23 protein-coding genes are annotated in these 22996 nt (G+C 41.9%); 11 read left to right on the forward strand and 12 right to left on the reverse strand.

Going from position 1 to position 22996, the window contains the following annotated elements:
• Positions 1 to 65: 65 nt before the first annotated feature.
• Both MSG37_RS12710 and MSG37_RS12715 read right to left on the reverse strand, forming a co-directional pair.
• A complete protein-coding gene (locus MSG37_RS12710; protein ID WP_248471028.1) occupies positions 66 to 365 on the reverse strand; it encodes a BolA family protein in 300 nt (99 codons plus the stop codon).
• A gap of 200 nt (positions 366 to 565) precedes the next feature.
• Entirely contained in the window at positions 566 to 1156 is a 591-nt protein-coding gene (locus tag MSG37_RS12715; RefSeq protein ID WP_248471063.1) for an alpha-ketoglutarate-dependent dioxygenase AlkB, read from the reverse strand.
• Between the two features lie 295 nt (positions 1157 to 1451).
• Between MSG37_RS12715 and MSG37_RS12720 the strand changes: the two genes are divergently transcribed.
• A complete protein-coding gene (locus tag MSG37_RS12720; RefSeq protein ID WP_248471029.1) occupies positions 1452 to 2711 on the forward strand; it encodes a methyltransferase in 1260 nt (419 codons plus the stop codon).
• An 80-nt stretch (positions 2712 to 2791) separates the two neighbouring features.
• Here MSG37_RS12720 and MSG37_RS12725 read toward each other — a convergent pair whose 3' ends face one another.
• From MSG37_RS12725 to MSG37_RS12745, 5 genes are all read right to left on the reverse strand, one after another.
• The gene (locus MSG37_RS12725; RefSeq protein ID WP_248471030.1) at positions 2792 to 3850 is read right to left on the reverse strand and encodes a hypothetical protein; all 1059 of its coding nucleotides are present in this window, start codon (positions 3848 to 3850) and stop codon (positions 2792 to 2794) included.
• Positions 3851 to 4025: 175 nt separating this feature from the next.
• Positions 4026 to 5501 (reverse strand): tetratricopeptide repeat protein, encoded by a 1476-nt coding sequence (locus tag MSG37_RS12730; RefSeq protein WP_248471031.1) that lies wholly within the window; start codon positions 5499 to 5501, stop codon positions 4026 to 4028.
• A gap of 121 nt (positions 5502 to 5622) precedes the next feature.
• Positions 5623 to 6534 (reverse strand): sterol desaturase family protein, encoded by a 912-nt coding sequence (locus MSG37_RS12735; RefSeq protein ID WP_248471032.1) that lies wholly within the window; start codon positions 6532 to 6534, stop codon positions 5623 to 5625.
• 128 nt (positions 6535 to 6662) lie between these two features.
• On the reverse strand, positions 6663 to 7730 hold the full coding sequence (locus MSG37_RS12740) for a DUF2804 domain-containing protein (protein ID WP_248471033.1): 1068 nt from the start codon (positions 7728 to 7730) through the stop codon (positions 6663 to 6665).
• Positions 7731 to 7871: 141 nt separating this feature from the next.
• Positions 7872 to 8432 (reverse strand): porin family protein, encoded by a 561-nt coding sequence (locus tag MSG37_RS12745; protein WP_248471034.1) that lies wholly within the window; start codon positions 8430 to 8432, stop codon positions 7872 to 7874.
• Between the two features lie 622 nt (positions 8433 to 9054).
• On the opposite strand from MSG37_RS12745, the gene MSG37_RS12750 reads away from it, so the two are divergent.
• The 5 genes from MSG37_RS12750 to MSG37_RS12770 all read left to right on the forward strand — a co-directional run bounded on the left by MSG37_RS12750 (position 9055) and on the right by MSG37_RS12770 (position 12874).
• Positions 9055 to 9621, forward strand: coding sequence for a YajG family lipoprotein (locus MSG37_RS12750; protein ID WP_248471035.1), 567 nt, complete (start codon positions 9055 to 9057; stop codon positions 9619 to 9621).
• A 32-nt stretch (positions 9622 to 9653) separates the two neighbouring features.
• Positions 9654 to 10250, forward strand: a complete 597-nt coding sequence (locus MSG37_RS12755; RefSeq protein ID WP_248471036.1) for a peptidylprolyl isomerase — start codon at positions 9654 to 9656, stop codon at positions 10248 to 10250.
• Positions 10251 to 10420: 170 nt separating this feature from the next.
• Positions 10421 to 10741 (forward strand): hypothetical protein, encoded by a 321-nt coding sequence (locus MSG37_RS12760; RefSeq protein WP_248471037.1) that lies wholly within the window; start codon positions 10421 to 10423, stop codon positions 10739 to 10741.
• Between the two features lie 282 nt (positions 10742 to 11023).
• A complete protein-coding gene (locus MSG37_RS12765) occupies positions 11024 to 12445 on the forward strand; it encodes an MFS transporter (protein WP_248471038.1) in 1422 nt (473 codons plus the stop codon).
• A 195-nt stretch (positions 12446 to 12640) separates the two neighbouring features.
• A complete protein-coding gene (locus MSG37_RS12770; protein ID WP_037411325.1) occupies positions 12641 to 12874 on the forward strand; it encodes a hypothetical protein in 234 nt (77 codons plus the stop codon).
• Positions 12875 to 12929: 55 nt separating this feature from the next.
• Here the strand turns inward: MSG37_RS12770 and MSG37_RS12775 are convergent, their stop codons facing one another.
• Complete coding sequence (locus tag MSG37_RS12775; RefSeq protein WP_248471039.1) at positions 12930 to 13415, reverse strand: YajQ family cyclic di-GMP-binding protein; 486 nt, start codon at positions 13413 to 13415, stop codon at positions 12930 to 12932.
• 157 nt (positions 13416 to 13572) lie between these two features.
• Between MSG37_RS12775 and MSG37_RS12780 the strand changes: the two genes are divergently transcribed.
• The 5 genes from MSG37_RS12780 (at position 13573) to MSG37_RS12800 (ending at position 17578) form a co-directional block, all read left to right on the forward strand.
• Positions 13573 to 13944, forward strand: a complete 372-nt coding sequence (locus MSG37_RS12780) for a VanZ family protein (RefSeq protein ID WP_248471064.1) — start codon at positions 13573 to 13575, stop codon at positions 13942 to 13944.
• A gap of 2 nt (positions 13945 to 13946) precedes the next feature.
• Complete coding sequence (locus tag MSG37_RS12785; protein WP_248471040.1) at positions 13947 to 14903, forward strand: 2-dehydropantoate 2-reductase; 957 nt, start codon at positions 13947 to 13949, stop codon at positions 14901 to 14903.
• Positions 14904 to 15130: 227 nt separating this feature from the next.
• Complete coding sequence (locus MSG37_RS12790; RefSeq protein WP_248471041.1) at positions 15131 to 16615, forward strand: sodium-dependent transporter; 1485 nt, start codon at positions 15131 to 15133, stop codon at positions 16613 to 16615.
• Between the two features lie 24 nt (positions 16616 to 16639).
• Positions 16640 to 16744 (forward strand): methionine/alanine import family NSS transporter small subunit, encoded by a 105-nt coding sequence (locus tag MSG37_RS12795; RefSeq protein WP_248471042.1) that lies wholly within the window; start codon positions 16640 to 16642, stop codon positions 16742 to 16744.
• Positions 16745 to 16888: 144 nt separating this feature from the next.
• On the forward strand, positions 16889 to 17578 hold the full coding sequence (locus tag MSG37_RS12800; protein ID WP_248471043.1) for a phosphatase PAP2 family protein: 690 nt from the start codon (positions 16889 to 16891) through the stop codon (positions 17576 to 17578).
• On the opposite strand, the gene MSG37_RS12805 is transcribed toward MSG37_RS12800, so the two are convergent.
• The 4 genes from MSG37_RS12805 to MSG37_RS12820 form a co-directional block, all read right to left on the reverse strand.
• The gene (locus MSG37_RS12805; protein WP_248471044.1) at positions 17575 to 18450 is read right to left on the reverse strand and encodes a DMT family transporter; all 876 of its coding nucleotides are present in this window, start codon (positions 18448 to 18450) and stop codon (positions 17575 to 17577) included. The genes MSG37_RS12800 and MSG37_RS12805 overlap by 4 nt on opposite strands.
• 184 nt (positions 18451 to 18634) lie before the next feature.
• Positions 18635 to 19870 (reverse strand): DUF819 family protein, encoded by a 1236-nt coding sequence (locus MSG37_RS12810; protein ID WP_248471045.1) that lies wholly within the window; start codon positions 19868 to 19870, stop codon positions 18635 to 18637.
• A gap of 47 nt (positions 19871 to 19917) precedes the next feature.
• Positions 19918 to 20802, reverse strand: coding sequence for a LysR substrate-binding domain-containing protein (locus MSG37_RS12815; RefSeq protein WP_248471046.1), 885 nt, complete (start codon positions 20800 to 20802; stop codon positions 19918 to 19920).
• 690 nt (positions 20803 to 21492) lie between these two features.
• The gene (locus MSG37_RS12820) at positions 21493 to 22797 is read right to left on the reverse strand and encodes an OprD family outer membrane porin (RefSeq protein WP_248471047.1); all 1305 of its coding nucleotides are present in this window, start codon (positions 22795 to 22797) and stop codon (positions 21493 to 21495) included.
• Between the last annotated feature and the right edge of the window lie 199 nt (positions 22798 to 22996).

Here is a 22996-nt window from a genome sequence, read left to right on the forward strand (position 1 = left end):
CATACAAAAAAGCCACAGCAAATTGCTATGGCTTTCATTTATTCATTGAGGTTGGCGTGGCTAAATTAGCCTTTACACTTAGGCGAATCCGGTACGTTTGTCTCTTCAGCCCACTCTTCAGGCGTGTAAGTGTGCATTGATAATGCATGTAAGCCTTGAGCAAATTCTTCAGCTAAAGCTTCATTTACTGCACGATGACGACCAATAAGGCGCTTACCTTCAAAGTCACTACTGGTGATAATCACTTTAAAATGAGTTTCTGAGTTTGGCGGTACGTGATGATTATGGCTTTCGTTAATCACTTCTAGGTGCGATGGAGACAAAGCCGCGGTGAGTTTTTCGGTAATGATCTGTGCTACTGACATAACGATGTTCTCGAATAAGGCATAAATGCGATTGCGGCAGAGTACTGCTAACGCCTTTAAAGGTCAACTTGCTAGCAGCCTTGAGCATAAAGATAGCCTTGAGCCTGAAGGTAGCCTTGAGCTTACATAAACACCCCAGACTATTATGCAAGCGCTAAACTTAAGCTCCCCGTATTACAACAATGGATAAATTCCAGAACCTACTTCAGCTTATGGTAGTTAGGTATTAAACATCTAAAGGTAAAATTGATCCTTGGTTTATCCACTTTTAAACGCTTAGGTAAAGAATGCTCCCAATCGCTCTGCATCGGCCAATGCATAATCAGTAAATCTCCGCTCTCTAAGTTCACGCACTCTTTTTGCAATGTTTGTTTATGGCGAATGAAAAAGTCACGGCTAGCGCCCAATGTCACCGACGCAATATCTGTACCCGCCTGGATCTCTTTTTCATCATCACTATGCCAGCCCATAGACTCGTGGCCATCAGCGTAGCGATTGACTAACGCACCATTGGTTTGTAAACCAAATTCGCGCTCCAGTTTAAGCCGCAGCTTTTGTGCGTAATAAGGCCAAGGTTGCGCTTCAATAAATAAACCCGAATAAAAGTAATCACAACCTTTATCCCCAAACCACACTTGGCTGCGCGGAATAGGATGATGCTTTCCGAAAACAAAGACTTCAGGGCGAGTAAGCGGGTAGTCTTCAACTTCTTTAAGCAGAGCGACTTGCTGAGCACGATTGAGGTAGCCTTTAATAAGGGTATATGGAGCCGATAGCTCAGTTGCTTGCAAATGTTTAGCCTTTACAGAATCTGTTGCAGCTGGTGCTATCTCAGTTACTGCTTTGCCGCTAATACTATCATTAGCTTTAACATTGGAGCAGACTGCCGTATTTTCACCAGTCTCACTTTGTGCATTCCCAAGCTGCTCAAAATCAAAGTCACCTTGCTTCATCTTTGCCTCTAGCTTTTGCTCTATTGCAATAGAGTCACTTACAGAGTTGAAAAAGTCCGTCATAGACATCATATACCTGAGATCATAAATCTGCGATAATATGCGCCCTAATTTATTTGGTACTTATTGGCATATGACTACACAATTTTCTGTATCGGGTATTGAGCTCGAACTTTTCCGTTACCCTAGCAGACAAGAATCCAATCTGCAGGCGTGGGACGCTGCCGATGAGCACCTTATAAAACACCTTATTGATACAGAGCAAACGGCGTTAAATACTGCCATCATCAATGACAGCTTCGGCGCATTGACGGCCGGGCTACTGTCTATCGAACCTAGCTGGCCGTTAACGTTAGAAACTGACGCTAAGACTAGCTTATTAGGCACAAACCAGAACCTTGAGCGTAATCAGTTAGCTGCTAACACCATTACTTGGGTTAACAGCCGTGATGAGTTACCACAAGGGCTTGAGTTAGTGTTAATGAAGCTACCTAAAAATCTTAATTACTTTGGCCACCAGCTAAGTAGACTGTCACAAGTACTGCCAGCAGGCACTCAAGTGCTAATCGGTGCCAAAGCAAAGTCGATCAATAAATCGTTATTAGAAACCATTAGCCAAAACCTTGGCCCTGCTAGCGCTAGCCTGACTTGGAAGAAAACCCGAGTTATTACTTGTGTAAGTGATGGTAAAGCCCGCACCTTGCCAAAAGCCACCACTTGGTCAGTGCCAGAGTTTAAGCTACAGATCAGCAACCTAAGTAACGTATTTGCCGCCAATAAACTTGATATTGGTGCGCGTATCATGCTCGATAACATGCCAAAAGGTGACTTTAAATCAATCGTCGACTTAGGTTGTGGCAACGGCATTTTAGGCTTACATGCTAAGCAAGTGTTCCCAGAGGCTTATATTCACTTTATAGATGACTCTGAAATGGCCGTTGCTTCTGCAAGAGAGAACTGGGCACTTAATAAGTTAGATAATACAGCACTGGTTGGTGAACAGGCGACGTTTGGCTGGGATGACTGTTTAACCAATATGAGCGAAGGCTTCCGTCCAGATCTTGTGTTGTGTAACCCTCCCTTTCATCAAGGTGAAGCGATTACAGACCATATTGCTTGGCAGATGTTTTTAGATGCCTTTAGACGTTTGAAAAACGGCGGCATTTTGCATGTTGTTGGTAATCGTCATTTGGCTTACCACGTAAAGCTGCAGCGCATTTTTAAAAACTGTACCACGGTTGCTTCTAACGGCAAGTTCGTTATTCTGCAGGCGCAGAAGATCAGTAAAAAGGCACAAGATATTGATGCTTTTGATACCGAAGCAGATCTTGCAACCCAAACAAGTGATGAGCCGCACCCTCAAAGCGCGCTTTATGGTGCGCCTAAGTCATAATCTTATTCTCTAGCTGTTTAAATAATTAAGGTGAGCATTATGCTCACCTTTTTATTAACTATGAACCAGCCAAAGTCACCTTAACTGCTAGTGTTAACCTCGACCAATACCCTATCAACGAGTTGCAGCGCAGATGTCATCCCCGATAGATCTACATGCACCTTGCCATCTTGACCTGAGTGATGACCGCGACCAATAAGTTCCATAACAAATAGCTTATTGGGCTTATCAAAGTTAATTTCAGCTTCATAAATTACTGAGGGCTGCGCTGAGTAGCCGCTACCAGAGTAAATAGCATCATCAGGAAAGCGATCGCTAGAATAATACTGGTTAAAATCAAACGACTGATTAACTTCAAGCCGCAGTTTATAGGCGCCACTCAGCTTTTGCTCAATACCCGATTTATAAATAAAGTTATTCATCATTGTCGGACCCGAATAGCCATCAACTAAGCGACTTATCTTGCTACTTATATTTGGTGAGTTAGCAGCTTGATTATCTTTGCCCGCAAGCTGATGTAAAAACACCGGCAGAGACTCTGAGCGGAATCTATCTGAACGAGTCTCTGGCTCTACCACTAGCTCAAATGCTTGCTCCATCGTAAAGCCTGGGCGTTCAAAAGGATTGTCGGTAAACACGGTATCTTTATCTCGCGTCGACACCCGATTAGCAAAGTTATTCTCAGCCAGTTTTTGCGTCACATAAACAGGCTGCACAAACTCGCCATCCAATGTTTCTAACCAAATAGCATATTGCGGCCAATGAAAGGCGGGACCGGCTTTAAACTCAACCGATAATTGCTGCGCCGATGGATCTCGAAGTGCTTTATCAACTAATAGATAGCGTAGTTCTTGGTTTTCGAAACCTAAATCACTCGATCTTAAGGTCATACCCCATTGATAAAACTGTTGCACTGGGGCTATACCAAACCAAGATAACCCAGCAAGTAAGCCAACTGATAAAAACGCTAAAGGCAATGTCAGTTTATAACGCGACTCTTTGCCCCAGAACCGTAACCTTAAGTAACCTTTTAACGGGCTAAAGTTATTTTTCAGATGCCATAGCGCCGCAAATAATAAGCAAAAACCCACCATAGTATGCAAAGTGGCCACGGGAGCGTAATGGCTTTTAACAAACATAAATATCGAAGAACCTAGCATGATAATGATGCTAGCAAGAATAATGAGACTAATTAGAGCGCGAAAGTTAAACCATGAACCAAACATAAAATTATTAAGTTGAGAAGTGATGACTCACTGTTGACTCTCGTCATCCTTACCGCCACCAAAACTTTCTAAAATTTTATAAAATACATTATTTATCAACAGCTAAAGCTAGTGGCAACTCATGCAAACTGATCTGTAACTTAGCAGCGTCTAAATAGGTTGATGAAAGCTGCTCCCGTCCTTGTTGCAAGTAAAGCTCAGATAACAACAGTTTGACGGTACTGACTCCCATAGGGCAGTAAATCATTTGATGGTAGCTCAGCGCTTGTAACAATGACTCTTCAGCTAAAGTCAGTTGCCCTTGGTCATTATATAACTGAGCTTTTAGCTGATAGGCGTAACCTAAATATAAAAAGTCATTCTCTTGCTCGCTGTACTCAATTGAACCAACAATTGCTTTAAGGCCATCGGTCCCATCATCTGCAGCAAAACACATGGCTAACCAATAGTAGTACCGTCCTAAATACGCTATTGATAAATCGGGGGTATTATCAATCGTATGCAGTAATTGAATCCTACCCACATTCGTCTCGCCAGCTTGAATAAGCCATTGAGCCAACAATAAGCGTACTCTATGATTTTCAGGCTCCAACGATAATGTGCTTTCGAGCATCTGGATCGCAGATGCAAACTTGCTCTGTTTATATAAATCTATCGCCTGATATACCAATTCATTTTTTAACTCGCTTTGAAAATCTGTCTTAATGTTTACCGCCTTATCTCCAATGTGCTGATTGATAATTTCAGCCAGCTGCAACAAAGCATCATCAACTGTGGTGCTAAAAACCACTCCAGCACTATCGCCCTGTTTAGCATAAAGACGATAAGCCAATTGGTAGTCTCGAACATGACCATTGAGCTCAGTTTCTACCACTAAACTCGCACCTGTTCGTTTAAAAATGTAATCAACATCTACTGACATTTCAGCTGAATTAGCGGGTAACTTGGTTATTAAGGGCAAGACATACTCAGTACTCATGACCTTGCCACGATGATTTAAATTACCAATAAGCTGATCCATGGCACCTAAAGGCACCCAAGCATGGTCGCGGCCAATCACATTATTATTCACGGGTAGAATAATAACCGTTCCTTCATCTATAACCGAGGCGGAGCGGTTGAACGAAAAAATGGCAAGTAAGCCAGCAATGATGAACACTAAGGAAACCGAAGATGCCCAAAAAACGACCTTGTGAGAGCTGGGCTTGAGTTTATCTGTACATACTTCAGGGTCTACAGTTGTAACCTCTATACTAGGGTCTTGTTTCGATACTGGCGCGCACCAGCTATAACCTTTTCTTGGAAAGGTCTGAACCACTTTATGCGGCGAAAAAATTCGCCTGATCTCACTAATGGTTTGAAATAACACTTGCTCATCGCACTGCACATCGTCCCAAATCGTTTCTAGCAATTCTGCTTTAGGACAAATCTCCGTATCGGACTCAATTAAGTGGGTGATCAAGGCCAAGGTTTTAGGGCGAACTTCTACAATATGTTCAGCAAAATAAACCGTGCGCTGCCGACAACAAATCTTAAAACCTTGTCCATAATATACTTGTTGCACATCCGTTCCTTGCATTAGCGCGATTGTTCAGCGTGAATCCTACGGTAATTAAATAGCGATAGATAGCTGACCACTAAACCAGAAAACCTATCCACTTTTGTCCCCCCCATTCGCCGATAACTTAAGATTTATCTTTTATTACCTGAGAGTGGGTTAACTCAACTTGTGACGGGATCTCTGGTTTTTGAGTTTTTGGCGGAGCAAACAACGCACTTAAACGCTGGGATAAGGTCCGATTAGCTGCAAAGCATTCTGCCAACATATCACGCCACTCAGTAAACGTGACCACCAGCGGGTTAAAGCTATTAATCGGCTTAGTAATGCCATACTGGACAGTTTCAACTTCTTTTTCAAAGGTGCCAAATAGGCGATCCCAAATAATTAAAATGCCGGCATAGTTTTTATCTATGTACTGTGGATTACGCCCATGATGCACCCTATGGTGTGACGGCGTATTAATAATCCACTCTAGTATTCCCAACGATTTAACCGCTTGGGTGTGCACAAAAAACTGCAATCCAAGGTTTAATAGCACCACAAAGACCACCCAATTCGGGTCAAAACCTATAATCACTAAAGGTAACCAGAATAGCCACATGCCAGCTAAGGGATACATTAAGCTTTGACGAAAGGCAGTACTAAAATTCATATTCTCAGAGCTATGATGTGCAACGTGCGCCGCCCACATCCAGCGTATACGATGGCTGGCTCGATGAAACCAGTAATAACAAAAATCTTGTGCGACCATTAGCGCAATAAAGCTTCCGACATTCATTTCAATATCAAATAAACGCCAACCAAAAAACATCAAATACAATTTTGCAATTAATAAACCAGTGAGGATATCGGTTAACTGATGCATGGCTGCCAAGCCAAAATTACACAGCACTTCGGGCAGGTGATAACGGGCGTTAACTGGCAGTTTGTTTTGCCTATCACCCACATACCATTCAAGCAAAATACAGATAAAAAATACGGGCGCTAGAACAAGTAACAGCACCTCAGGGTGAGCAATCAGTGAATTAAAATCCATCTTTTATTATCCTTGTTCCATGCTGTTTTCGAGTAGCAACCATTTGCGATTACTGCTTAGCAACTGACTGACATTATCATCGCGAGGCGATTATCTAACTAGCGGCTTTCAATGACTTGGTCGCGAACTTACCAGCGAGCAAAGTGATCCTCAGTTAGCCCCAATACATTATCCAACAGATGCTTTTGACCGAAGTTATCAATAATGTAACCGTCGAAATAGCCGATATACTGCCTAAAGTTACTCTTTAACAAGCCTAAGTTAAGCTTCTCTTGACGACAGTTTTTAGGCTTAAAACTTAGCGCTAACTGACCATTATCGGTATAGATCTGCCATAACCCCATGTTGTCAGTTCGATCAGTGGTTTGCCGCTGAAATTTAAAATGCACAGGCCCCAGCAAGTGTCGTTCACCATCAATCCAAAACACATTCTCATTACAGCCGGTTTCATTGACTCCTGCCGCTAAATTAAGCCCTAAACTACCGCACTCAGTTAAACTGTTAATACTTGCCCAACGCCAACTGGTTTCACGGCGCATATAACCCGCGCTGAAGTCATAACCCGCTATGGCACGCTGCAAAGGCTGCGGCTCATGATGAATCATTAAGCTACCAGTAACCTTCAAGGCATTATGTTTCTGGGTGTATGTCCAGCCGCTATAACCGGTTGGGTTACACATTGCCATAGGCAAACTCAACACATCAGGCTGTAGCGTTAAATCCGCCTCTATACCTAATGTGTTCAACCTTAAGTGCCAACGTCCCTGCTCAATCTCAAACTCAACTGTGCCTTTTGCACCTTTGATATTCGCATTGCCTTGCATAGGAGAATCAGACATTTGATAACCCAAACCCAAAGGTTTAAGCCAATTACTTTCAACAAGCCGGTTAGTTTTAATGCCATACAGATAGCAAAAAGCACTACCAACATAGCGAATATCCGCTAAGGCAACGCCAATCACGTAATGGGGAGTCACTATGCTAACAAATTGAAATTGCTTATAGTCGAAATGCTTAGCCAAGCGCGATGCAGGCTTATCCATCTCGTTGAAGTAGTTAAAGTGTTCGATACCAAGCTCAGATACTGGGCCATCGAAGTGGCCAAACACCGGCTGACCTACATCATCAATTAATCGCAGTGGCGCTGCAGAACTTGTGAGTGTTTTTGGCGCCCAATGAGCAGCATTCGCTAGCATAAGTCTTAGGTCTCTGAAGCTTATTTGACCTTTTACTCTAACTGGAACGGAAGCAGGTTAAAAGCGCTAGAACACAATTTTGTTGCTAACATGTAAATTAGCAGCGATACCTATGCCACTACAACTTTAAGAGCACGCCACTCAAAAGCGGTAATTAACACCTACCGAAAAACTATTAACCGTCATTTCTTGAATGGGTAAATATTGATACTCAGCAGTCACACCAAGCCCTGATTTAAAGTCCATGCCCCACCCTAGGGCAACAAATAAATCTGAGCCATGACTAGAGACATCCCGGGAAGGCTGCTGATCCCATATATTATTCAGCTTATATTTTAAATGTGACTGACTGACACCGACTTTAGCAAATAACTTGTTAGATTCTGATACATGCACCTGCCCATACACCGAGCCTCTTACGCCGGTATAACGCATGTCTTTAACATCAAATAGCCCGCCGGTTAAGGTATTGAGCACACCACCAGTGCCAGCATACGTTGCCACTTCCAAGCCTAAATGCTTAGATACCATATAGCGATAAAATAATTCAGTGTTTATGCCATCGCTGACGCCAAGTTCTTCACCATCAAATGACTCGAAATCTTGCAAACCTAAACCAATTGAACCACCAACAACATGCTCCGCTTGAGCAGGTAGACATACTACCGTCGCCATGACGACTAACAGCACTCTCAATTTCATCGCTACACTCTATAGTCACTAATAGACGCCATAGCCTAACCTGTTGGTCTTAACTTCAACTGAAGTCACTCATAACAGGCCTTAACTCGCCAACAATCATGCTAATAGTAAAAGACCCACCTTCTAAAGAAGGTGGCTTTGCTAGCCCTTATGAAGCGAATTCCCTAAAAGGGAGCTTTCCAACCGTGCGTTTACAAGACGCCGTAAATATATCCCTATAGGCTCTACTAAATCACTGACCGCCATGGATTTGGTGGAAATGCCAACAAATGTAAGGAACATTTGTGGCCCTGATTTAGAAGCTTGTACCGCACTATTAGCAAAGCTCACGTATCACTTGAGTTAATCAGCTATGTTTAAATGAACTTATAAGCCGTGTATCGCATGGATGCTAAGCTCGCCTCCATGGACCCTTTTCTTTCAAAAATGTCGGCGTGCTTATAAGTCGTTAAACATTGCCTTACTCCGCAATGCCATTGAACATACTTCAGGCAAAGCCTAATTGATGATCACCACCTACTGAAGTAGGTGGTTTAGGGCTGAAAATAAAACGCTAACGCTGGAATCCCCTCCCTGTTCTGGTATGCTGAGGCCATCAATTTTTTGCTAATTTATGATAATAATGAAATCTTTACTTTTAATACTGACAACCGCTTTAACTCTGGTTGGTTGCGCTAGCCAAGGTCCATCTCACATAGCATTAAATCCTGAGGTTCCAGCGATTACTGTGCAAACAGAAACCGAACTTCCTGTAGCACTAGAGACAATAGATACTCGTTCTGCCAACTTTATTGTCCGCTTTAATGATGGAGATAAAGCTGCACGCCTAGTCAGTCCAACTGAAGCGCCAAGAGTACAGATGGATCAAGTATTTAGACAAGGCTTTACTCAAGCCGGTTATCGCATCGATCCAAGCGCCGTAAACCATATGCAAATTCAGCTAGAACAATTACTCACTGACGTAGATGAAAGCACTTTCGGTTTTGAAGCTAATAGCCAAGTGATTATTAACGTCATAGCCAAAAACGCTAATCAAGAGCTGACCAAACGCTATCGTGCCAAGGGATTATTAAAAGGCCCTCTTGGAGCAGATTTTGCGACCCTTGAGCTTGAGATGAATAAACTTATTGGTGAATTGACTCGCGACATTATTAACGATCCTGAGCTAAACCAGTTCATTCAACAATAATCAGGCCGCTTACGTAAATATAAGGGAATAATATGAAATCTTGGATTTTAAAAGCGCTGGCACCTATTTGCTTATTACTTGCAAGTCAGCTCAGTTATGCCGTCGATATCCAACCCAACACGCTTTACCCGCAAGTTGAGTTAGATACCAGTATGGGGAAAATCGTAGTGGAACTTGATAGAACCCGCGCGCCAATAACCGTTGATAACTTTCTAACTTATGTGGTTAAAGGCCACTATGACAATACGCTATTTCACCGCGTTATTGCCGACTTTGTCGTTCAAGGTGGCGGCTTAGACTTAAACAAAGAAGAAAGACCAACAGCAGAACCTATTGTCAACGAGTCGGGCAACGGTTTATCAAATCTCACAGGCACTATTGCCATGGCACGTGAAGGCGAGCCACATACAGCCACTAGCCAGTTTTATTTCAACGTGGTAGACAATGAGAAATTAGATCCGTCTTCTCGTCGTTGGGGTTACACGGTCTTTGGTGAAGTCACCTCTGGTATGGAAGTGCTCCAAGCAATGTCATTAGTACCAACAGAGTTTAATACCAAAATAGAATGGCCAGACTTTCCTGTTACAGACATAGTACTAAAGAAAGCAACCTTACTACCTCGAGATTAAGAGTGACTTTCAAGCAAGCTCTAGAATACTTAAGGTTCAATTAATAGGCTTTTAATAACCAGTTAAGAATTAACGATTTTGCAACAAAAGTGCGATTAAAACGAAATATTTCGAGCACCCGCTGTCATTATATGCCTATACTTGTTTGGTAAAATTAAGGAGGCGGCTCAATGACAGCGGATGAGTTCATTGATGGTAAGGCGCCCCAGCTGGCTTTCTATGGAAAAGCATTTTTGAGTGATCAACTCGACTTCAATGAAATCCAGATGTATCTATGGGACACCCTTGAAGAATGGCAGATGTACAATCATCAGGGTGATGCGCAAACAGATATGGAACGAGTGTTTTGGCACTTACTACATGCCTTTGATAAATGGCCTTCATGGGCGATTAGAGGAAATCAATTTTTGCGAAAGCAAATTGACGACTGCTGTGACTATTTAAGTCTCGGAGGTCAAATTCCTCAAGGCTGTATAGGGATCAGACCTTAGCAACCATACCATTGTTTACACCTGAGTATTGAATACTCAACCAAAGCCCGAACCAATTATGGTTTGGGCTTTTTATTGGAAAACTTTTATTAGAAAATTTGGTAATCTCTTATTATTACGGTTAAGAGCTGCCTATCTTTCTATATTATTAGCCGCTGTCATCAATAGGTCGTTGCAATAAAAAGCACCATACTCGGCACAGCACTGAATATTATCTTGAACCCTACCACTGTCCTACGTAAGCTAGAATGACTCAGTGTTAAACTTAGGTGAACCGCCTCCGTGCATTCTTTCTTTTCGCGTTTTAAAGACGCCGCATCCATCTATTGTCACAAACGGGTCCTCATCTTATTGCTACTCGGCTTTTCTGCTGGCCTGCCATTAATGTTGGTATTCTCAACCTTATCCTTTTGGCTTAGGGAGGCAGGCGTTGACCGTACAGCGATTGGTTACTTTAGCTGGATAGCACTGGCTTATGGTTTTAAGTGGGCATGGTCCCCCTTAGTTGATCGCATGTCACTGCCTATATTTACTCGGCTGTTAGGACGGCGCCGTGGCTGGATGATGTTCGCTCAGTTACTGTTGGTGATTGCCATACTAGGTATGAGCCAAAGCGATCCGCTGGTTGATCTTGAAAGACTCGCGCTATTTGCCTTAATGGTTGCCTTTGCCTCAGCGACCCAAGATATTGTTATCGATGCTTTTCGAATTGAATCCGCGCCGATAAAAATGCAGGCCGCGCTCGCCGCCGCATATCAAGTGGGTTATCGTAGCGCTATGATTGTAGCCACCGCTGGTGCGCTCACCATTGCCGCTTGGATTGAGCCTGATAGCGAAGCTTACAGCTTAGTTTCTTGGCAAACTGCCTATATCGCTATGGCGGGGTTAATGCTGATAGGTATTTTAACGACATTATTTAGCAGCGAACCCGCTGTTGAAACAAAAGATGCAGATGAAAAAGAAGCTGCACTTAAAAATAAATTTGCCGCTAAATATCCAAAATTTATTGCCGCCAGTCTATCTTGGCTTTATACCGCCAGCGTACTGCCATTTATTGATTTCTTTAAACGCTATGGCCGCAGTGCAATCCTTATTTTGCTGCTGATCTCTTGTTATCGAATTTCCGACATAGTAATGGGGATTATGGCTAACGTGTTTTACGTAGATATGGGCTTTTCAAAAACTGAAATCGCCACATTAAGTAAAATCTACGGCTTGATTATGACACTCGTTGGAGCAGGCGCTGGAGGCTTATTAATCGCCCGCTACGGCACCATGAAAATACTCTTTCTTGGCGCCCTGCTTGTCGCGATAACCAACTTATTATTCGCCTACCAAGCCATGATTGGCTATAACGTGCCTTTTTTAACCTTTGCAATTTCAGTCGATAATTTTAGTGCAGGTATTGCCACCGCGGCGTTTATTGCCTATTTGTCGAGCTTAACCAGCAGCGGTTACAGTGCCACTCAATATGCCCTTCTATCATCAATAATGCTGCTGTTCCCTAAATTCGTTGCCGGATTCTCTGGCGCTTATATTGATGCATATGATTACGTCAGCTTTTTCATCGCAGCAAGTTTGATCGGCTTCCCGGTACTTGGGCTGATTATGCTAGTGCAAAAATACGCACCGAATCCGATGTCAAATAAGCAGGAGCAAGATGAATTACTAAAGCAAGATAAACCCAAGGAGTTCGGAAATTAATCTAAGCTTGGTAATTTCTAACGATGGTTTAGCTCACTAACAAATGAGTAATATCGATAATTTATGTGGCTTTAGACATTTCGCCTTGACGAAAGACAATCTAAAACCTTGAAATTAAGCCATTTTAATATTGGCCTTATATTTGCTTTAGCTACATTAACAATCTACTAACTTGGAATAGTAAAAGGAAAGAATATGGATATCGGACAAATTATTATCGTTGCAATTATTGTTTTTGCCATCTTTGGAACTGACTTTTTTAAATACCGCTTCCGTATGAAACAGCTTGAAGCGAAGATCGATAGCAGTGATAAAATGAAACTGATTGATGAGGTAAAAAGCATCCAGCATCGCTTGGTGGTTTTGGAGAAAATCATCACCGATAAAGGTTATGAAGTTAGCGAAGAAATAAATAAGCTAAAAGATTAACCCTATGACAAGGGCTGCTAACGCAGCCCTTACTGAGACAAAATACCTAGATAGATTAGTCTCTAAAGTTATTAAACTGGAATGGCTGACCTAACTCAGACTCTCGAGCCAATGCCATAACTTGCTGTAAATCGTCTCGCTTCTTGCCAGTCACTCGCACTGAATCGCCTTGGATAGATGATTGCACTTTCAGCTTACTGTCTTTGATAAGCTTAACCAGCTTTTTAGCCACTAAGGTTTCAATACCTTCTTTAAACTTCACCTTTAAAGAGAAAGTTTTGCCACTGTGAACTGCTTTCTCATCAACATCCATTGATTTAGGGTCAACATTACGTTTACTCATCTGCATACGTAAGATATCAACTAGCTGACGAACCTGAAAATCATCTTCAGCAGTAAGGGTAACCACATGGTCTTTGTACTCGATGGTGGCTTCTTTGCCACGGAAATCAAAGCGTCCTTTCAATTCACGAACTGAATTATCAACCGCGTTACGCAGTTCAACTTCATTTACTTCTGAAACAATATCCATTGAAGGCATAAGTTTGATCCTTAAAAATGTTTATGGGCGTATTTTACGCATTGCGCTGCTGAACTTGAAGCAAATAAACCACTAAATCGTCTGAAATCTCGGCTTAGAGGTGACTTTAGCTATGGGTTTTCTTATGATTGACGCAAATAACACAAATGACGATGACGTGATAAATAGACAGGCTATTTTTAAGTGGGCACTAGCATTAACGCTAATCTTAGTAAGTTACTTGGTTTTCTCTAAGCCAAACTACTATCCAAGTGGGATCCCTAACCTGGATAAGATTGGCCATATGGGTAGCTTTTTTATGTTGTCTTATTTAACCCACCTCGCCTTTAAACCTAAGTGGTATATACTCGCAATCATCTTAGCTGGCTATGCGGTATTTATTGAAATTGTGCAATCTCAGCTTTCATATCGCAGCGCTTCATTTGCCGACTTTGTCGCCGATATGGTTGGCATTTTACTCTTTTACATTAGCAACTGGCTTTACAACCGTTATTTTAAAGCAGCTAAACTTGTCGACTCTGAAAACTAATAATGTCTGTACAATCTTATAAAAAACCGGCCTTTGCCAAGATCTGTATTTTAGGCGCTGGCGCAATTGGACAACTGATTTACCATCAATTAGCAGAGCAATCGCAAAGTCGGTTAAGTTTTATTAGCCGCGATGCGAACTCATCGGTGCAGCCGCTACGTTTTACAACTATTGATGGACAAGTCATTAACCATAAAGCTGCGCTTATCGGCCAAGCAGACTATCAAACGCACCTAAGCCAAATTGATCTGCTGATTGTTTGTGTAAAAGCCTATCAAGTCAGTGATGCGCTTAAGCCTATTTTACCGCGGCTCTCAGCTAACGCGCATATTCTATTACTACACAACGGAATGGGGCCTCACTTAGAGGTCATCTCAATGCTTAAAGGGCGTGGACTGAGCCTCGGCACCACTTCTCAAGGCGCACTGAAATTAGACAAATGGCATGTAAAGCAAACGGGCAATGGCTTAACGCAATTAGGCAGTAGCCAAGCACTCACGCAATTACCGCCGCTGCCAGTAAAGTTAAAACAGTTATTACTAAGCGCTATTCCTCAAAGTGATTGGTATAGCGAGATCTTACCGCTATTGTGGCAAAAACTTGCAGTTAACGTTGCCATAAATCCGCTCACCGCGATTTTCAATTGCCTTAATGGTGAGCTAGCTGCAGACAAACACAAACAAGTTATTGCCAATGCTGTAAGCGAATTGGTAGTGGTAGCAAAACATGACGGAATTGAACTTGATTTAGACTTTCTTCTACAACGGGTTTATCAAGTTATTGAGCTAACGGCGAATAACTTCTCGTCGATGCATCAAGATGTACAACATCAAAGAAAAACTGAGATTGATGCCATTAACGGCTTTGTATTGCAAAGAGCGGCTGTCCACCAGCTTGAAGTACCTGTTAATCTATCTTTATTGCAGCAAATTAAACAGATTGAAGCTAAATACGAGTAAGTCTTCACCTCTAATTGTGCTATTACTCGCTCTCTCCTACCTATCCCAATGCTTGCAGATTTAGCCGCTAACAACTCAATAGCGGCTAGGCATATGCCTCTTTGTTAGCTATCAATGAAAGCTAGAAACAGTTGATAATTCATAAACTAATACGACGTATTTTATAATCCTGACTAGAATTAGTTCTGTGTTTACATTTTTGCAGTTAGACAAAAAAGGCAGAGCTCATGCAAAGAGAGCAATGGAACTCAAGGACAGGTTTTATTCTCGCCGCAGTTGGTTCGGCGATTGGTCTAGGTAATATTTGGCGTTTTCCGTATATGGCGTACGAAAACGGTGGCGGCGCTTTTTTTATCCCCTACTTATTTGCCATGTTAACCGCAGGCATTCCATTTATGATAATGGAGTTTAGCCTAGGGCATAAATATCGTGGCGCGGCCCCTCGTGTGTTTGCCAAACTTGGAGAGTCGCTTGGCTTTAAGCTTGAATGGCTCGGCTGGTTTCAAGTCTTTATCGCGGCCGTTATCGCTATCTATTACGTGGCGATTATCGGCTGGGCCATCTCTTACTTTGTCTTTTCAATCACCCAGAGCTGGGGCACAGATACCAATGCCTTCTTCTTCAATGAATACCTGCAACTTGGTGATAACTCGCCCACCAAGTTAGGTTCTCTGCAATTTCATATCGCGATTCCTATGGCTATTGCTTGGGGTATTACGTCGTTAGCGGTTTTTAGCGGCGTTAAAGGCGGTATTGAGCGAGCAAGTAAAATAATGATGCCACTGCTATTTATTATGGTATTGCTATTAATTGGCAGAATTGTGTTGCTACCCGGCGCACTCGATGGCCTTAATTATCTATTTAGACCAGATTTCAGCATGATCTTAGATGTTAAAGTTTGGTCTGCCGCATACGGGCAGATCTTTTTCACTTTAAGTGTCGGTTTTGCCATTATGCTCGCCTACTCAAGCTACCTGCCTGAAAAGTCAGATATTAATAACAATGCTTTTATGACGGTATTAATTAACTGCGGCTTTTCTATTTTAGGCGGCATCATGATTTTCGCGGTGCTTGGCTATATGGCGGCCGAGCAAGCCAAACCCATAACCGATGTGGTGACATCTGGTGTAGGGCTTGCTTTTGTCACTATCCCAGCTGCCATTAACTTACTGCCGCTGCCCTATATTTTAGGGCCGCTATTCTTTCTGGCTTTAGTTGTTGCAGGCATTAGCTCGCATATCTCCATTATTGAAGCTGTTGTTGCGGCCGTAATCGATAAACTTGCAATATCACGTAAAAAAGCCGCGCTACTTGTGTGCGGCACAGGTTTTACGGTTTCAATGGCATTTTCAAGTAATGGCGGTTTACTGCTATTGGACTTAGTAGATTACTTTATAAATAACATTGCCTTGCTAACAAGCTGCCTTATTGAGTTAATAATTCTGACATGGCTATTCAAAATTGCTGATATACGTAATTATGCCAACCAATGTAGCGAGTTCAATGTCGGTAAATGGTTTAATCTTTGCCTACGCTTTGTGGGGCCCATTATGTTGAGTGTCATTTTAATCAAGAATCTGATCAATACCTTAAGGAATGGTTATGAAGACTACCCTATCGCTGATCAGATTTTTCTCGGCTGGGGCTTAATTGCATTCATGCTGTTTGCCGCCATATTTATTAGCTTAGTTTCGAGAGATCCAATTAAATAACCTGCGAGATAAGGAGAGTCATACATGAGTACCGGTGCAATTATTATGATGATTCTAGCATTAACCATAACTTGGGGCGGCGCAGCTGTTTGTATCGCAATTGCAATGCGAGCAGCGAAACCTAAGTAAACGATTGTCGCTAGTCGACTACACCTTTTCTTTAGATAACGGCGCTGCATATTGTAACGCTCAGTATATACGTCACTACACTGCTTGAAGCAGACCGTGTTGGTCACTACAATCATAGCAATTCTTCGCTTATGATCTAAAAGCATGTCATCTGATAATCCCACTCAAAGCACCCAACAATGCTCAGCGCAAACACAATTTATCTCCAGTAGAACAAGTTTATGGCTGTATTTAGCTTGCTGCTGTTTAATTACTTCCAGTGTGCTTTTTCTAGATCGCCCAATTTCAACTTGGATGCATCACAACATTGATGCCAGTGCTTTGTTTAAGCCTTTAAGCCAGATGCCACTGTTATTTGAAGTGTTATCAGCGTTAGTTATTCTGAGCTGCATAATACCTAAGTTACGAAGGAAAACAGCGCATTTTGCTTTAGCGCTCATCTTCACTTTAATAAGTGCCACCATTGTAAGACTTGGCGCTAAATGGATATTTGGCAGAACTTGGCCAGAAACCTGGCTGCATTTGGACAGTGGCGGAAACCCATCTTGGATAACCCACGGTGTTGAAGCATTTCACCCTTTCATGGCAGGCGCAGCCTATAACTCGTTTCCATCAGGTCACGCGCTGTTTACCTTTGCGCTTGTTAGTGTTTTCTGGTGGCGCTTGCCCAAGCTTTACCCACTTTGGTTAGCGGCTATGTTGGGAGCAATTGCTGGGCAACTAGGGCAAAACTATCATTTTCTAGGGGATCTACTTGCTGGTGCTACTCTAGGTGTGCTTTGCGCGCAAATATCTATCTTATTAAATAAGCGAGTAATGACAAAATACCATTAGCTCCACATCACCAATATTGCAGCAACAGCAATTAAAATTAGTGCCAGCATATCCTTAATCTTTACCTTATCTTTTAGCCATAACATTGCGATAAGTAAGGTAAAGAACACCTCAACTTGGCCGAGTGTTTTCACATAAGGCACAGCTTGTAACGACATAGCACTAAACCAACCAATTGAACCAATACAACTTGTAGCACTGGTCAATAACGTCAGTTTGGGCCTTTGCATTAAGCCCTCAAGGGTATTTTTATCAACAAGTGTTGAGTAAATCAGCAGAACAGTGGTTTGTATCGCAATCACAAATAGCAGCACCCAAGCCGCACGATGGGGAAAAGGTAAGTCGAGATTTAAACTTGCCTCTCGAACCCACAAAGAAGTCAGCGCAAATGCGGCTCCGCACGCAAGTCCAAGTAAGACGGTTGCAAATGAAAGCTGTTTAATACCGCCTTTACTGCTCAGCATAAATACCGCGATACCACCTATAAGTACGCCTAGCCAACCTAAAAGTGACAGATCTGTGCCAAAAAATACCACACCTAAAATCGCTGCAACCAAGGCTTCACTCTTGGCAAGCCCAGCCCCCACGGCAAAGTTTTTCATTTTAAACAGTTTTACCATTAAGGCTGTTGCCAGTATTTGCATTGCCGATGCGCCCAGCACATAGGCACTAAATTTGAGAGTAATAAAAGGTAAACCGACAGGCTGCCAAATATATAGTCCTGCTAAATAAGCCATCGCTATCGGCGTAGCCCAAATAAAGCGCGCTAGCGTCACACCAGCAATATTGACATCTTTACTGAGCTGACTTTGAAATGCATTGCGCCAAGCCTGCATAAAGGCTGCAAGAAAAGTAAAAAATATCCAAGTCATCAACTATTCCAACACTAAACCTTGAATCTAAAGAGGCATTAGTATGCACTTTATTAACCATAAAATCTGGGAGTTAGTTGATACTCGCTATCACTAAAATGAATAAGCTAAAAGCGTATCTGTAGTGATGCGCTAATAAGTGAAGTTAAATAAAGAAGCCCACTAAATTAGTAGGCTAAAAGACTCAGCTAGGGGTGACAAGGCGCAGTAACTCACCGCAGATCCAAGCCATATAGGTTGCTAGAGCGTAACCTAATACTGACAAGAGTACAGCTACCGGCGCAAAGCCTTTATGAAAGGCAATAGCAACCACTGGAGATGATGCTGCGCCGCCTAAATTACATTGACTGGCAATAGCCATATAAGCAACAGGAGAGCGTGTAATTAAGCCGATAACGATAACCAAAAGCGCATGAACAAGCAGCCATAAAAAACCAATAATGAAGTAAATCGGAAAATCAGCGATAGCAGTAATATCCATTTGTAATCCCATAATGGCGATCAAAAAGTACAACATTACCGATGCCACATTTGAAGCCCCAACATCTTCTAAGTGACGTACTTTAGTGTATGACAGCAACACGCTCACGCATGTCACTATAATCACAATCCAAAAGAATTCAGAAGTTAAACTAAATTTTGCCAGCTCTGGATATTCACGCTGAAAAAATGGTACCAGTAAATCTGCACCGCCATGCCCAAGCCCCATAACACCAAAGCCCACAGCAAAAATCAGCATTAAGTCTGTTAACTGCGGCGTCCGTTTAACGTGTTTTTCAAGTGTTGCTGCGGACTGCTGCAACACCACAAGACCGCTTGTGTTGGCCCCAAGCTTATTATCAATCACAGCTGCATGTTTAGCGCAAAAGAGTAAAAACGACATCCAAATAGCAGAGAACACCACATTCACGGTGATCATTATCGAAAAGATGTCATCGCCTACGGCAAATACTTCTTTCATTGCTAACTGATTCGCTGTGCCACCGACCCAGTTTCCAGCGAGCGTTGCCATTCCACGCCATGCCGCATCACTGCCAGACCAAGCGATTGAGTCTGGTGCCAGTGCCGCAAAGCCATATAACACTATAGGGCCGCCTAAAATCACGCCAACGCCGCCGACAAGAAACAGAATAATCAGTTTAGGACCAAGCTGAAGAATTGCCTTTAAATCGACGCTAATAATCAATAAACAGAGACAAGCGGGCATGAGATAACGCGAAGAGATAGCTGCAAGTTGGCTATCAGTTGGATCGATTAAACCTGTGGCATTGAACAGTGACGGCAAAAAATAGCACATCACCATCACAGGCATAAATCGATACAGCTTTTGCCAAAACGGCTGCTTTAACTTGCTGGTATAAAATATCGCACCGAGTAACAGTGCAATGAGTCCAAAAATTACGGGGTCAGCGGTGATCACGAAAATTCTCCGGCAGTACGGCTGTTATCGTGATAAAAGCCGCCTTACTAACAGTCTGTATTACAAAACGCTAAAAACTTACTCGCTAACTCTCCAAGCGCCTCATTCTCACGAGTGATCGCCCAATACTGACGTTGGTGGTCCCAACATGCTAAATCGAGTTCAACCAGCTCTCCACGCTCAACTTCTTCAACCACGGCTAACCAAGGTAAAATACTGACTCCTATTCCGGTGCCAATCGCACGCTTAATCGCGCCCATTGTGGTCATGGTCAGTTCTTGTTCGATATTCACTTTGGCACTTTTCAGCAATTGAACCGCTCTAATGCGCGAAATGGAGTTAGTTTCATCAAGCACCCACAACTCTTGCGATAAACGTTCGGCTGATATTGGCTCAGCAGCAATAGGATTTGTACGCCCAGTGACGATACAAATCTTATCTTTCAACCACTTAGTGCTATTTAAGTTTTGACTACCGGGTTTGGCATCAATAAAACCTAAATCAAGTTCTTTTTCGCTTACCATTTGTTCGATAGTAATACTATTACCAACAACTAACTTAATATCTACCGAAGGAAACTCTTTCTTAAATAAAGGGATTTTACGCGACAACACATAGTTACCCGCAGTTTTACTGCTACCCACTTTCAAGCTGCCGCGTATGCCATTAGATTGTTCAGAGAACATCTGCTCAAGCTGCATCCCCTTAGAGAGCATTTCATTGGCATAAGGCAAGATCACTTTACCGTTATCATTGATCACCAAGCCATTACTGTTGCGATCAAATAAACGGCTCCCTAATGAGCCTTCTAGCTCTTTCAATGCCATGCTTACTGCTGGCACTGACATGTGCAGATCTTTTGCCGCTTTAGAGATCTGTCCACTATGATGAATGGCTTTAAATATAGTGAGTTGCTTTAGCGTGATTCTCATATTTTCATCTTATTTTTCGGGCTCTACTAAAGTATATCGAAACCAAAATTTAAGATTAAATTAATCCTAATTAAAAGTATGGAACTGTTAACTAGGTACAAAGTTGTTCGTTTATTTGACCTGAGACGCCTAACGTATTCACTCACATCTTCGGTATAACGGTTCAGTGCTAAAGTTTTGGGATAGAAATCATTACCAACCTGAATGCACTCACTTAACTCTTTGGCCCCCAGACTATTAGCTCTTAGGAAGCATGGCAACTAGCTCTAGCGATTAATGTTTAAATCAAAGCATAATTATCGGCACTGTTTCTAAGCTAGATACAGCTATAGTCTTATATCTGTTTAGCTTATGCCAAATAATCCAAGACTATATCTATATTGCAACAGCCATTAAGCATTTCCTAATATCGAAATAACTATAAGGCGACCATATTAATTAACAATAAACCAGTCAGCTAAAATAAATAACGAAAAATCAGTTTCAACATGGAAACAAGCACAAATAAAACACCATTAAAATCATATTACGAGATAGCTAACAGTCTCAAAATACAACCAACTCTAATATCTATACTAAACCTAATATCAAAAAATATAAATCACACTTCCACAAGTATTAAAGCGGCGCGCTGTTAAACACCGCTTTATCTTGATAATTTAGATGTCTGGTTATTAATTTTAAAAGCTATTAGAATTTAAGGCTGTAATCCATATAAACACGATGGTCCACGTTATCACCTTTAACCCCTTGAACTGAACCTATTTCAGTCGATTGATAATCAGCATACAAATAACGTAACGACAAACCTTTTACCATAGGTAATTTATAGCGGGTATCGATAGCAAAAAACTTCTCTTCCGCTTCACCCAAACTTGCATCAGCAGCGTTTTCAATATCAGTACCTTTAGCATAGGTGATCTTAGTTGTTAATCCGTCAAAGCTAGAATTTAACTTGCCAAAATCAACACCAGCACGAACTAACCATACCGATTCATTAGCATTGGTAAAGTCCGGGCCGATTGGCGCGCGAGTAGGCAGTGGATTTGAACCGTGATCGCCTTTGTAGTTATCTTCAATCCAGATCTCTCCAGTTTGGCTAAAAGCGACTCCTACGCTAAATGCATGAATTTTATAGTCTGCATCGAGAAACCACACCGAACCATCGTTACTTTCGATACCGTCAATATTCTTATCGCCGCTCTCAGCAAACAAAGAACCGTTATCTGATGAGGTAAAGTAACCGCCAGAAAGCTTCAGCTTTCCTTTTCCTATGGTGTCAACATAACTACCGCGCAATCCGAATTTAGCCAGGTAGTCCTCAGACACCATGTATTCGACATCAGCGCTAAATTTACCTTGTTTAAACTGTGCACCCACACCCCAAATAAGGTCAATCTGTGGACCATCTGTATCAGCATTAAAGTCTGTCCATTCATCGCTATTTCTGCCACTCCATTGATCAAATGCATAACCATATACTTTAACTGAATCAAGGGCTTGATAAGAGCCAGTTAAACCGCGAAAACTACTTGGAATAGCCCGACTCGTTGAAGTGCTGAAAAACATCTGTTTGGTTTTTTGATAACCCAGTTTGAGTGAAAGCCCCTCTGTTGGTAGCACTTCAATATAGGCTTGACCTATTTTACCAAAAGCACTTTCAACATTATTTTCATCATTTGGATCGTCCGGCATAATACCGGGAGCATTATCTGTTCCGGTTGAGTTTATATTGGCAACACCATAAGCAGAGAATCCAACTTTAAACCAATCGGAGATCTTACCTGACTGATAATTAAGTTCTAATGCTTGCGCTAAGGTATTACTGTCCTTATCTGGCGTTTCATCATATTCACGGTCAAAAAATATTGTACGCGTTTTAATTTCTAAAGAATCATTATCTGTTATACCATCAAGGGCGTAAGCATTACCTAAAATAGCAAAATGACTTACCAATGCTAATGAAATAGCCGATAGTTTTATTTTATTTTTCATCATCCAACACCTGTTATTTTATATTTTTTAAAAAGTATATGAGGATGTTTTATTTTCATTGTTGATAGTGATCACACCAAGGCCCAGCAAATAGCATTTTAAGAAAATCTTAAACCGGTTTAATAAAAACTGAGCCAACTACCTAATATGATATAGGTCTAAGTTTTATATTATTTAAATGATTAACCTAGCTCCAAAT

The sequence above is a fragment of the Shewanella sp. 1CM18E genome (assembly GCF_023161665.1).
Classification (GTDB): domain Bacteria; phylum Pseudomonadota; class Gammaproteobacteria; order Enterobacterales; family Shewanellaceae; genus Shewanella.

What these genes read in the sequence shown, in the direction of transcription:
- MSG37_RS12710 (WP_248471028.1), bottom strand. Translation starts at nt 365, where the DNA reads ATGTCAGTAGCACAGATCATTACCGAAAAACTCACCGCGGCTTTGTCT.
- MSG37_RS12720 (WP_248471029.1), top strand. Translation starts at nt 1,452, where the DNA reads ATGACTACACAATTTTCTGTATCGGGTATTGAGCTCGAACTTTTCCGT.
- MSG37_RS12725 (WP_248471030.1), bottom strand. Translation starts at nt 3,850, where the DNA reads ATGTTTGTTAAAAGCCATTACGCTCCCGTGGCCACTTTGCATACTATG.
- MSG37_RS12735 (WP_248471032.1), bottom strand. Translation starts at nt 6,534, where the DNA reads ATGGATTTTAATTCACTGATTGCTCACCCTGAGGTGCTGTTACTTGTT.
- MSG37_RS12740 (WP_248471033.1), bottom strand. Translation starts at nt 7,730, where the DNA reads ATGCTAGCGAATGCTGCTCATTGGGCGCCAAAAACACTCACAAGTTCT.
- MSG37_RS12745 (WP_248471034.1), bottom strand. Translation starts at nt 8,432, where the DNA reads ATGAAATTGAGAGTGCTGTTAGTCGTCATGGCGACGGTAGTATGTCTA.
- MSG37_RS12750 (WP_248471035.1), top strand. Translation starts at nt 9,055, where the DNA reads ATGAAATCTTTACTTTTAATACTGACAACCGCTTTAACTCTGGTTGGT.
- MSG37_RS12755 (WP_248471036.1), top strand. Translation starts at nt 9,654, where the DNA reads ATGAAATCTTGGATTTTAAAAGCGCTGGCACCTATTTGCTTATTACTT.
- MSG37_RS12760 (WP_248471037.1), top strand. Translation starts at nt 10,421, where the DNA reads ATGACAGCGGATGAGTTCATTGATGGTAAGGCGCCCCAGCTGGCTTTC.
- MSG37_RS12770 (WP_037411325.1), top strand. Translation starts at nt 12,641, where the DNA reads ATGGATATCGGACAAATTATTATCGTTGCAATTATTGTTTTTGCCATC.
- MSG37_RS12775 (WP_248471039.1), bottom strand. Translation starts at nt 13,415, where the DNA reads ATGCCTTCAATGGATATTGTTTCAGAAGTAAATGAAGTTGAACTGCGT.
- MSG37_RS12785 (WP_248471040.1), top strand. Translation starts at nt 13,947, where the DNA reads ATGTCTGTACAATCTTATAAAAAACCGGCCTTTGCCAAGATCTGTATT.
- MSG37_RS12790 (WP_248471041.1), top strand. Translation starts at nt 15,131, where the DNA reads ATGCAAAGAGAGCAATGGAACTCAAGGACAGGTTTTATTCTCGCCGCA.
- MSG37_RS12795 (WP_248471042.1), top strand. Translation starts at nt 16,640, where the DNA reads ATGAGTACCGGTGCAATTATTATGATGATTCTAGCATTAACCATAACT.
- MSG37_RS12800 (WP_248471043.1), top strand. Translation starts at nt 16,889, where the DNA reads ATGTCATCTGATAATCCCACTCAAAGCACCCAACAATGCTCAGCGCAA.
- MSG37_RS12805 (WP_248471044.1), bottom strand. Translation starts at nt 18,450, where the DNA reads ATGACTTGGATATTTTTTACTTTTCTTGCAGCCTTTATGCAGGCTTGG.
- MSG37_RS12815 (WP_248471046.1), bottom strand. Translation starts at nt 20,802, where the DNA reads ATGAGAATCACGCTAAAGCAACTCACTATATTTAAAGCCATTCATCAT.
- MSG37_RS12820 (WP_248471047.1), bottom strand. Translation starts at nt 22,797, where the DNA reads ATGAAAAATAAAATAAAACTATCGGCTATTTCATTAGCATTGGTAAGT.